This window comes from Rhizorhabdus histidinilytica, from assembly GCF_900167915.1.
GTDB lineage: Bacteria > Pseudomonadota > Alphaproteobacteria > Sphingomonadales > Sphingomonadaceae > Rhizorhabdus > Rhizorhabdus histidinilytica.
Genome location: NZ_FUYM01000003.1, coordinates 494,826 through 504,356, shown reverse-complemented (window position 1 = coordinate 504,356; position 9,531 = coordinate 494,826). Strand labels below are relative to the sequence as shown.

Here is a 9,531-nt window from a genome sequence, read left to right as displayed (position 1 = left end):
CCACCGCCCGGCACCCGCGGGAGACGGCGTCAGGTCTGGTAGCCTGGCGCCGTTTTTCCTTTAGAGCGATTTCTAGGCAGATGGAACCATCTGCCGACTCGGAAATCGCGGTAAAACAATGATCTAGAGCGGCCGGTCCGCATGCGATCGGATCGCGAACCGCTCTAGCGGGCGACCAGGATGAAGGGGGCCCAGACCGAGGGATCGGCGCCGTCCGTCACCTTCGGGTCGGCGATCAGCCGCAGCATCGCCTTGCGCAGCGCCTGTGGCCGGGGCTCGCCCTTGGCGGCGCGCGAGGCGGTCTCGACGGTCAATCGCGCAGCGACGTCGTCGCGCACCGCCCAATGGCTGACCAGCAACGATCGCGCCCCGGCATAGAGGAAGGCACGGGCGAGGCCGGACAGGGCAGGGGCGGTGGGGCTCTGGCCGGCCGCCGTGTCGCAGGCGGACAGCACGACCCAGTCGGCGTCGATGTCGAGCCCGGCGATCTCGGACGCGGTGAGCAGGCCGTCGTCGTTGGCGTCGGGCTTGGCGGGCGGGGTGAGGACGAGGCCCGGTTCCGATACCTTGTCGACGGCGCCGCCGACGAGGCCATGGGTGGCGAAGGCAAGGACGCGGACCCGCTTGAGGTCCTCGGCCTTGACCGCGCTTTCGGTCGCGGCGGCGCCGACCAGCAGGCTGGGCTGGAGACCGAGCGCGTCCTGCATCCGGCGTAGCTCGCGCTCGGCCTGGGGAAGCGGGGCGAGCGCGGCGAGGGCGTCGCGATCGACCGCGCCACCGCGATAGAAGCTGTGCAGATCGCCCGGCGCGGCCTTGCCGCCGAGCAGTGGCGCGCCGATGCCGACGAAGCGGTCGCCAACCTTGGCGGCGGCGTCGTTCTCGCCGATGCCAGCGATCGCGGGAACCTGCATCAGCGCCGCCTTGCGGATCAGCCAGGGGGTGGCGCGCAAGGCGGCAGGATCGTCGTCGCGGCCCCTGGGCGCGTCGGTCACCAGCACCGCGAAGGGTAGCTTGGTGAAGCCGCCGCCGGGGGCGAGGATCCAGTCGGTCGCGCCTTTCAGCGCGGCGTCGAGTCCGGCGGGAACGATGTCGCGATAGACGCGGTGGGCGAGCGTGCGATCGAAGCGGGGCTGTTCGCCCGACGCGTCGGCCAGCGCGCCGCGCGTCGCCCGTTCGAGGCCGAGTGAGGCGCGTAGGGCGGCCGCATCGGCCGAGGTCGTCGCGCCTTCGGGAGACCGCGCCCAGGCACCGCCGTCCGGCCGCACCACGAAGGTCAGCGCGCCGCCGGCGAACGGGACGGGCATCACCAGCGCCTGTCGCCGGCCGAGCCGTTGCGCCACCGCCGTTTCGTCGAGCGCGGCGAAACGGGTGAGGGCGGCATAGTCGGGCTGGGCGGCGGTGAGCGCGGCCTCGGTCGCGGCCAGCTCGCTGTCGACCTTACCGACCTCGGCGGTGGCGTCGCGATAATCGGCGTTGCCCTTGCCATAAGCACGCAGCGCCGCCTGGGTCAGCATGTCGCGCTGGGCGAGCAGATCCTGTCGCTTGCGGACTAGCGTGGCGGCACCGTCGCGCGCGGCAGCGCGGGCGGAGACGGCGACGATCGCGCGGCCGGCGTCGTCGAGCGCCATGAGCTGGGCGACGCGGAAGCCCGCTGGCCGATCGCCGACCAGCCAGCTCGCCTCCAGCAGCCGGCCGAGATGATCGGCGACGAAGCTGCTGCGCCGGTCGGGATCGGCGTTGGCGAACAGCTCGCGCTCGGTGACGGTCAGGATGCGGACGAGGGCGGCGTCGGCGCCGGGCTGGCGGAGGCGGGCGGCGAGCAGCGCGCGATAGCCGGCATTCTCGATCCGGTCGGGATGGGTTTCGGGCAGCGTCTTTGCCTGCCAGGCGTCGACTGTGGCGAACTGTTCCGACGCGTCGGCATCGTCGCCCATGTGGAGCAGGGTCTTGCCCAGCGAACTGCGGATGCGCATCGCCCGCTGCTGGTTGCCCTGGCCGAGCCCGGCGATCGCCTGGCGGCGGATCGCGACCGATTCCTCCTCACGGCCGAGATCGACGAGCTGGTCGGCGAGATTATCGCGAAAGGCGGCCAGCGCCTGGTCGGTCGGGTCGCGGGTCCTCTCCCCGATCGCCACGGCCCGGCGGGCATAGGGCTCGCCCTCGGCGGCGCGGCCGAGGAACATCAGGTTGCGGGCGAGGTTGTTGTAGCTGATCGCCAGCGGCGGATAGTCGGGCCCGAAGCGCTTCTCGCGCAGCGCCGCGATCCGCTTCAATATGTCGACCGATTCCGCGCGCCGGTTCTGCGCCGCGAGCACCGCCACCCAGTTGGTGAGCGCGACGATCGCGGTCGGATGATCCTCGGGCAGGACGCGCGCCGCGATCGTCATCGCTTCGCGCGCATAGGCTTCGCTCGCCTCCAGCTTGCGCTGCTGGAGGGTGATGGTCGACATGTTGCCGATCGATCCGACCAACTCGGCATCCTCGGGCGCCGCTACCTTGCGATAGAGGTCGATCGACTCCCGGCCGATCCGTTCGGCGGTGTCGAGGTCGCCCTCGGCGAAATAGATGGTGGCGAGCGTGTTCGTCGCGCTTGCCTCCTCCGGGCTGCCCTGCGGTCGGATCGCGTGCCATTGCGCGATCGCCGAGCGGAGCGATGCTTTCGCTTCGTCGAGCTTGTTGAGATCGGCCAGCGCGGAGCCCCGCATCGTCGCGATGCGCGCTTTGTCGGCCGGGGTGGCGCCGGGCGTCCGCTGCGCTTCGGTCAGGATCGGCAGCGCCTCATCGCTGCGCGAGGCGCCGACCAGCGCGGCGCCGAGGTTGACGAGGACATGGGGCCGTCGCGCGCTGCCCTGCGGCGTCGCGGCGAGCGCGGCGCGCCAGGCGACCACCGCGCCGCCGGGATCGGCGGATATGTCGATCTTCGCGGCGGCTGCCACGGGATCGGCCCCGGTGGCCGCGACCGGCGGCGACGACATCAGAAGCGCGGCCCCCGCCGCGGCAGACAACAGACGGCCCCTCACGCTATTCCTCCGAACGCGATACTTTCCCCAGGGAAGTCTTGTACTGCGGGAAGGGCCCGGCGTCAGCCCGTCAGGGCAGATTGAGCTGCCAGGAGATTCCGAAGCGGTCCTGGACCCAGCCGAAGCGGCGGCTGAAGCCATGGTCGCCGATCCCCATCAGCGCCTTGCCGCCGTCGGACAACCCAGCCCAGAGCGTCTCGATCTGCGCTTCGTCGTCGCAGTCGATGAAGAAGGAGAAGGAAGGCGTGAAGCCGAAGTCGTGGACCGGCGGGCTGTCGAAGCAGCGGACCGTCTGGCCGGCGATCGAGAGGCTCGCCTGATAGATCGAGCCTTCCTTGCCGGGCCCCTCCGCACCCCAGCGGGTCAGCTCGACCACTTCGAAATCAGGGAAGATGCCGCGGTAGAAGTCGATCGCCGCCTCCGCATCGCCCTGGAACATCAGAAAGGGAGTGACCTGCATGACAGCCTCCGTCAGTCGGCGAGCCGCAACGCGATCTCGCTCATGAAACGGGCGTCGTCGCCCGCAGCCAACCAGTCCGCCTCGGACGCGATCGCGCCCAGCATGCCGGCGAGCGGGTCGAGCTCCGCCTTGACATAATTACCGAGGACATAACCCGTCACCCGGTCCTTGTGTCCCGGATGGCCGATGCCGATGCGGACGCGCCGGAACGCGTTGCCGATATGCGCCTCGGTCGATCGCAGGCCGTTATGGCCGGCGGTGCCGCCGCCGGTCTTCACCTTCACCTTGAATGGGGGGAGGTCGAGCTCGTCGTGGAAGACGGTGACGTCGCCGGTCTCCCTCTTGAAGAAGCGCATCGCCTCACCGACGGATCGGCCGCTCTCGTTCATGAAGGTGGCGGGCTTGAGCAGCAGGACCTTCGCGTTGCCGATCCGCCCGGTCGCCGACCAACCCTGGAACTGCTTCTTCCACGGATCGAAGCGATGCACCTCGGCGATCGTGTCGACCGCCATGAAACCCACATTGTGCCGGTGCATCGCATATTGCGCGCCCGGATTGCCAAGGCCGACCCAGATCTGCATGGCGGTCGCTCTAACCAATCAACGGTCGCGATGCCAGCAAAGCCGGAACGATCCGGGATCGGTCGGCCATGCCGCGAAAGAAAAGGCCCCGCCGAACGGGTCGGCAGGGCCTCCATTCTTTCACGAAACCGCGAAGGGCTCAGCCCTCGGCAGCCTCCTCGCCAGCTTCGGCGGTTTCCTCGCCCTCGGCGCTCTTCAGCGCCGACGGAGCGACGATCGTCGCGATGGTGACGTCTTCCTGGTCCTGCGCGACCGCGCCCTTGGGCAGGGCGATCTGCGACAGGTGGATGCTTTCGCCCACTTCGAGGCCCTTCAGCGAGACGACGATCTCCTCCGGGATCTCGGCCGCGTCGACCGACAGGCCGAGGTCATGGACGACGACGTTCAGCACGCCGCCACGCTTCAGGCCCGGCGACAGCTCCTCATCCTTGAAGTGGACGGGGACGTTGACGTTGACCTTGGTGTGCTCGCCGATGCGCAGGAAGTCGACGTGCAGCGGACGATCGGTGACCGGGTGGAACTGGACGTCCTTCGGCAGGGTCCGGATCTTCTTGCCGCCGAGATCGAGCATGACCACGCTGTTGAAGAAGTGGCCGGTGTGCAGCAGCTTCATGAGGATCTTTTCCTCGACGTGAATCGAGGCGGGTTCCTGCTTTTCGCCGTAGATCACGGCGGGGACGCGGCCTTCGCGGCGGATCGCGCGGGAGGCTCCCTTGCCAGCCCGCTCGCGTGCCTCGGCCGACAGGTCGAGCACTTCGCTCATAACATGTCTCCAGTTCGCATTTGAGTTTCCAAGACCCGTACCGCCTCCAGGGATGACCGGAACGGGATGGGGGCGCATAGCGGCGCGGCGCCCGAAAGGCAAGGAAGCTCTTTGCAGGCGGGGCCGGCCCGTGCAAGGGAGACGCGTGCTCGACGAACATATCCTCTTCATCGACGGCGAAGCGATCGTGATCGACAAGCCGTCCGGCCTGCCGGTCGATCCGCCGCGCGACGGCAGCCTGAGCCTGGAGAATCATCTCCAGTCGCTCGCCTTCGGCTTCAAGCGCTGGCCGAGCGCGGTCCACCGTCTCGACCGCGACACCTCGGGCTGCCTGCTGCTCGCGCGTAACCCCAAGGCGCATCGCCGCTTCGCGCTCGCCTTCGAGGAGGGCAAGGTCGAAAAGACCTATCTTGCCGTGCTCGACGGGATACCGGCCGAACAGGGCGGGCTGGTCGAGCTGCCGCTCGCCAAGATATCCACCCGCGAGAAGGGCTGGCGGATGGTCGGCGATCCCAAGGGCAAGCCGGCGACCACCGCCTGGCGGCTGGTTGCGGCGGCCGACGGCCGCGCGCTGGTCGAGTTCCGGCCGACGACCGGCCGCACCCACCAGATCCGTGTCCATGCCGCGACCGGCATCGGCCTGCCGATCCACGGCGATCCGGTCTATGGCAAGGGCGGGCCGACGGGTGTGACGCTGCTCCATGCCGCGGCGCTCGTGGTGCCGCGCGAGGGCAAGCCCGCGATCGAGGCGCGGGCGCCGCTGCCGGCGCGCTTCACCGCGCTGGGCTTCGCCGACCCGGCCTGATCCGATGCCGCGCATTCCCGTGACCGCCCACATCTCGATCGACGCCGACGAGATCGAGGAGCGATTCGTGCGAGCGAGCGGGCCGGGCGGGCAAAACGTCAACAAGGTGTCGAGCGCGGTCGAACTGCGCTTCGACGTGCGAAACTCGCCCTCGCTGCCCGCCGCCGTCGCGGCGAAGCTGGAGCGGCTGGCCGGGGCTCGGCTCACCTCCGACGGGGTGATCGTGATCCAAGCCCAGGAATATCGCGATCAGCCCCGTAATCGCGAGGCCGCGCTCCAACGGCTGATCGAGCTGATCCGCGAGGCGACCTTCGTACCGAAGAAGCGCAAGCCGACCAAGGCGACCTATGCGTCGAAGGTCCGACGGCTGGAGGGCAAGGCCAAGCGATCGGGAGTGAAGGCCGGCCGGGGCAAGCCTCGGCTTGACTGACCGGAGGCGCTCAGAGCCCGCCGAGGTGGAAGATGCTGAACGCCGCCACCGCGCCCATATAGGCGCCGCCCAGCAGGATCGCACCGATCAGCATCGGCGCGCGGACGATCCGCTCGGCCAGCGTCGCCTGCCACAGTGCCAGCGACAGCGGGAAGTAGATGAGCGTGCCCGTCACCAGCCCCGGTGAGCTGCGGTCGAAGCTCAGTACCAGGACGAGGTGGAAGACGAAGTTCCAGAACAGGTTGCCCGCCGCCCAGGCGAGCAGCCAGAAATTGGCCGTCGCGCCGCGCGTCCTCGCGGCCCAGCCGACGAGGGCCGCCATGATCGCGATGAAGGCGATATTGCCGCCCAGGAACAGCGGGAGATCCATCGCATGGCCGCTGATCTCCCCGGCATAGCCCGGAAAGCCGGTCAGATATTCCTCGGCGACATGCGCCGCGAAGGCGACCGGCAGCCACCGGATCAGGCGATAATAGGATGCCGTCATCGCGCGCTCCCCCGAACCCCGCGCGAACGATATCGCAAGCCGCTTGAAGCGCAAGCGCGGCGGGTCCAGATGGACCGCATGTACATGTTCGACATCGACCGGCACGGCGACAAGGCGTCGCTCTATGCCGACATGGCGGCGGCGCTCGCCGCGCTGACTGCCGACGAGCCCGACGCGATCGCCAACATGGCCAATGCCGCGGCGCTGATCTGGGAATATCTGCCCGACCTCAACTGGGCCGGCTTCTACCGCGCGATCGGGCAGGAGCTGGTGCTTGGGCCGTTCCAGGGCAAGACCGCCTGTATTCGCATCCCCTTCGGCAAGGGCGTGTGCGGCACGGCGGCGGACACCCGCACCGCGCAATGCGTGTCGGATGTCCACGAATTTCCCGGCCATATCGCGTGCGACGCCTATTCGGCATCCGAGCTGGTGGTACCGATCGTCCACGAGGGGCGGCTGATCGGCGTGCTCGATCTCGACAGCCCGATCAAGGGCCGCTTCGACGAGCAGGACGTGGTGGGCTGCGCCGAACTGATGGCGGTGCTGGGGCCCCGGATCGCGGGGTAGCTGCCGGAAATCCGTCATTCCGGCGAAAGCCGGAACCTCACTTTCTTCTGTCGGAACATAAGATAGAGAGATCCCGGCTTTCGCCGGGATGACGATCCCGCCGTCAGCTCAGCCGGTCGATCGCCTCGTCGTCGAGCGATCCCGGCACGATCATCAGCGGGCAGGGGAGCTGGCCGGCGTCGGTGCCGGCGAAGTGGCTGACCAGCTTGCCGGGATTGCCGCTCGCCGCCGCGCCGAGGACCAGCGCCGCGACATGCGGCTGCTCCGCCAGCAGTTCGCGGACCACCGTGACGGGATCGCCCTGGCGCACCGTGATCGACGGCATGACGCCGGTATCCTCGATCAGCGCGCTCGCCGCCTGGGCGACCATCGCCTCGGCGCGCAGCCGGGCCTCCTCCTCGAAGGTGGCCTGGACCGCGCCCCACTGGACGAACTCCTGCTGCGGCACCAGCGCCAGGATCTCGACCGACCCGCCGGTCTTTATGGCGCGCCGGGCAGCGAAGCGCAGGGCAGCGCGCGCGGCCTCATTGTCGTCGATGACAACCATATAGGTACGCACTTTGCCTTATTCCCCTTGCTTTGAACCAATCCGGTTCCTCAGGTGTGCTTTCTGGCTATCCCGGCCTTGACCTTGTCATCCTGAGCGCGGATGAGGGGCCGGCATCGACCCCAAACCCTCTTCAGGGGATATAATATGCCGATCGAGTTGAAGATGCCCGCCCTTTCTCCGACGATGGAGGAAGGTACTCTCGCCAAATGGCTCGTCAAGGAAGGCGATACGGTCAAGTCCGGCGATCTCCTCGCCGAGATCGAGACCGACAAGGCGACGATGGAGTTCGAGGCCGTCGACGAAGGCACCATCGCGAAGCTGGTGGTCGCCGAGGGTACCGAGGGCGTCAAGGTGGGTTCGGTGATCGCGCTGATCCAGGGCGAGGACGAGGATGCGGCGCCCAAGGCCACCCCGAAGGCCGAGGCCGCACCCAAGGAGGAGCCGAAGCCCGCTCCCGCGCCGAAGGCCGAAGCGCCGGCTCCGAAGGCCGAGGCGTCCGCCAAGCCGGCCGCGCCCGCCGCAATGCCGGCCGCCTCGGGCGACCGGGTGAAGGCGAGCCCGCTCGCGCGTCGTCTCGCCCAGGCACAGGGCGTCGATCTCGCCCAGGTCAGCGGCACCGGCCCCGGCGGCCGGGTGGTGAAGGCCGATCTCGACGGCGCCCCGAAGGCTGCCGCTCCGGCCCCGGCGCCTGCCGCTGCCGCGACTCCCGCACCGGCCGCCGCTCCCGCCGCGGCGCCCAAGCCCGCCGCCGCGCCCGCGCAGGCCGGTCCGGACGAGATTCCGCACGAGGTCGTCAAGCTGTCGAACATGCGCAAGGTGATCGCGCGGCGGCTGACCGAATCGATGCAGCAGAGCCCGCACATCTTCCTGACGGTCGATATCCGGCTCGATCCGCTGCTCAAGCTGCGCGGCCAGCTCAACGCCTCGCTCGAAGCGCGCGGTGTCAAGCTGTCGGTCAACGACCTGCTGATCAAGGCGCTCGCAGTCGCCTTGATGGAAGTGCCCGACTGCAACGTCTCCTTCGCCGGCGACACGCTGATCCAGTACAAGCGGGCCGACATCTCGGTGGCGGTGGCGATCCCGGGCGGCCTGATCACCCCGATCATCAAGGGCGCCGACACCAAGAGCGTCGCCGCGATCGCGACCGAGGCCAAGGACCTCGCGCAGCGCGCCAAGGAGGGCAAGCTCCAGCCGCATGAATATCAGGGCGGCACGGCGTCGATCTCGAACATGGGCATGTTCGGGATCAAGCAGTTCACCGCGGTGATCAACCCGCCCCAGGCGATGATCATGGCGGTCGGCGCCGGCGAGAAGCGGCCCTATGTGGTCGACGACGCACTCTCGACGGCGACGGTCATGTCGGTCACCGGCAGCTTCGACCATCGTGCCATCGACGGCGCGGTCGGCGCGCAGCTGATGCAGGCGTTCAAGCGGCTGGTCGAAAACCCGCTCGGCATGCTGGCCTGATGGCCGCAGGCCTGGAGCTGCCGCCGGAAGGCAACCCCGCGATACGCGTGGTCGCCATGCCGGCGGACACCAATGCCAATGGGGACATCTTCGGCGGCTGGCTGGTCAGCATGATGGACCTCGCCGCCGGTACCGTTGCATCCCAGCACAGCAAAGGCCGTGCGGCGACGATCGCCATCGACGGGATGATCTTTCATCGGCCGGTCAAGGTCGGCGATGTCGTGTCGGTCTATGCCGATCTAAGGTCGGTCGGACGGACGTCGATGAAGATCGAGGTCGCCGCCTGGCGGCGGTCGCGCGACGGCAGCGAGAATGAGCGGGTCACCCAGGCGACGATCACCTTCGTCGCGATAGACGAACAGGGACGGCCGCGCGCCGTCGACGGATAAATACAGGAGCAG

At 68.8% G+C, this 9,531-nt stretch carries 11 protein-coding genes; 5 read left to right on the top strand and 6 right to left on the bottom strand.

The window, feature by feature from the left end:
- Positions 1–164: 164 nt before the first annotated feature.
- The 4 genes from B5X82_RS09255 to B5X82_RS09240 all read right to left on the bottom strand — a co-directional run bounded on the left by B5X82_RS09255 (position 165) and on the right by B5X82_RS09240 (position 4,824).
- The gene (locus tag B5X82_RS09255) at positions 165–2,975 is read right to left on the bottom strand and encodes a CHAT domain-containing protein (RefSeq protein WP_079647922.1); all 2,811 of its coding nucleotides are present in this window, start codon (positions 2,973–2,975) and stop codon (positions 165–167) included.
- Positions 2,976–3,090: 115 nt separating this feature from the next.
- The gene (locus B5X82_RS09250; protein WP_079647847.1) at positions 3,091–3,480 is read right to left on the bottom strand and encodes a VOC family protein; all 390 of its coding nucleotides are present in this window, start codon (positions 3,478–3,480) and stop codon (positions 3,091–3,093) included.
- A gap of 11 nt (positions 3,481–3,491) precedes the next feature.
- Positions 3,492–4,061 carry an aminoacyl-tRNA hydrolase gene (gene pth, locus B5X82_RS09245; protein WP_079647846.1) on the bottom strand — a complete coding sequence of 190 codons (570 nt, stop codon included), beginning with the start codon at positions 4,059–4,061 and terminating at the stop codon, positions 3,492–3,494.
- A 139-nt stretch (positions 4,062–4,200) separates the two neighbouring features.
- A complete protein-coding gene (locus B5X82_RS09240) occupies positions 4,201–4,824 on the bottom strand; it encodes a 50S ribosomal protein L25/general stress protein Ctc (RefSeq protein ID WP_079647845.1) in 624 nt (207 codons plus the stop codon).
- Positions 4,825–4,969: 145 nt separating this feature from the next.
- Between B5X82_RS09240 and B5X82_RS09235 the strand changes: the two genes are divergently transcribed.
- Complete coding sequence (locus B5X82_RS09235) at positions 4,970–5,629, top strand: RluA family pseudouridine synthase (protein ID WP_176152511.1); 660 nt, start codon at positions 4,970–4,972, stop codon at positions 5,627–5,629.
- Between the two features lie 4 nt (positions 5,630–5,633).
- A complete protein-coding gene (arfB, locus tag B5X82_RS09230) occupies positions 5,634–6,059 on the top strand; it encodes an alternative ribosome rescue aminoacyl-tRNA hydrolase ArfB (protein ID WP_079647843.1) in 426 nt (141 codons plus the stop codon).
- Positions 6,060–6,069: 10 nt separating this feature from the next.
- On the opposite strand, the gene B5X82_RS09225 is transcribed toward arfB, so the two are convergent.
- The gene (locus B5X82_RS09225; RefSeq protein WP_079647921.1) at positions 6,070–6,546 is read right to left on the bottom strand and encodes an HXXEE domain-containing protein; all 477 of its coding nucleotides are present in this window, start codon (positions 6,544–6,546) and stop codon (positions 6,070–6,072) included.
- A 78-nt stretch (positions 6,547–6,624) separates the two neighbouring features.
- Here B5X82_RS09225 and B5X82_RS09220 point away from each other — a divergent pair, with 78 nt between their 5' ends.
- A complete protein-coding gene (locus B5X82_RS09220; protein ID WP_176152516.1) occupies positions 6,625–7,113 on the top strand; it encodes a GAF domain-containing protein in 489 nt (162 codons plus the stop codon).
- A gap of 103 nt (positions 7,114–7,216) precedes the next feature.
- On the opposite strand, the gene B5X82_RS09215 is transcribed toward B5X82_RS09220, so the two are convergent.
- Positions 7,217–7,672 (bottom strand): universal stress protein, encoded by a 456-nt coding sequence (locus B5X82_RS09215; protein WP_079647841.1) that lies wholly within the window; start codon positions 7,670–7,672, stop codon positions 7,217–7,219.
- A 135-nt stretch (positions 7,673–7,807) separates the two neighbouring features.
- Between B5X82_RS09215 and B5X82_RS09210 the strand changes: the two genes are divergently transcribed.
- The gene (locus B5X82_RS09210; protein WP_079647840.1) at positions 7,808–9,130 is read left to right on the top strand and encodes a pyruvate dehydrogenase complex dihydrolipoamide acetyltransferase; all 1,323 of its coding nucleotides are present in this window, start codon (positions 7,808–7,810) and stop codon (positions 9,128–9,130) included.
- Positions 9,130–9,519: an acyl-CoA thioesterase gene (locus tag B5X82_RS09205; RefSeq protein WP_079647839.1), complete on the top strand. Its 390-nt coding sequence runs from the start codon at positions 9,130–9,132 to the stop codon at positions 9,517–9,519. The genes B5X82_RS09210 and B5X82_RS09205 overlap by 1 nt, the downstream gene beginning before the upstream one ends.
- Positions 9,520–9,531: the final 12 nt, after the last annotated feature.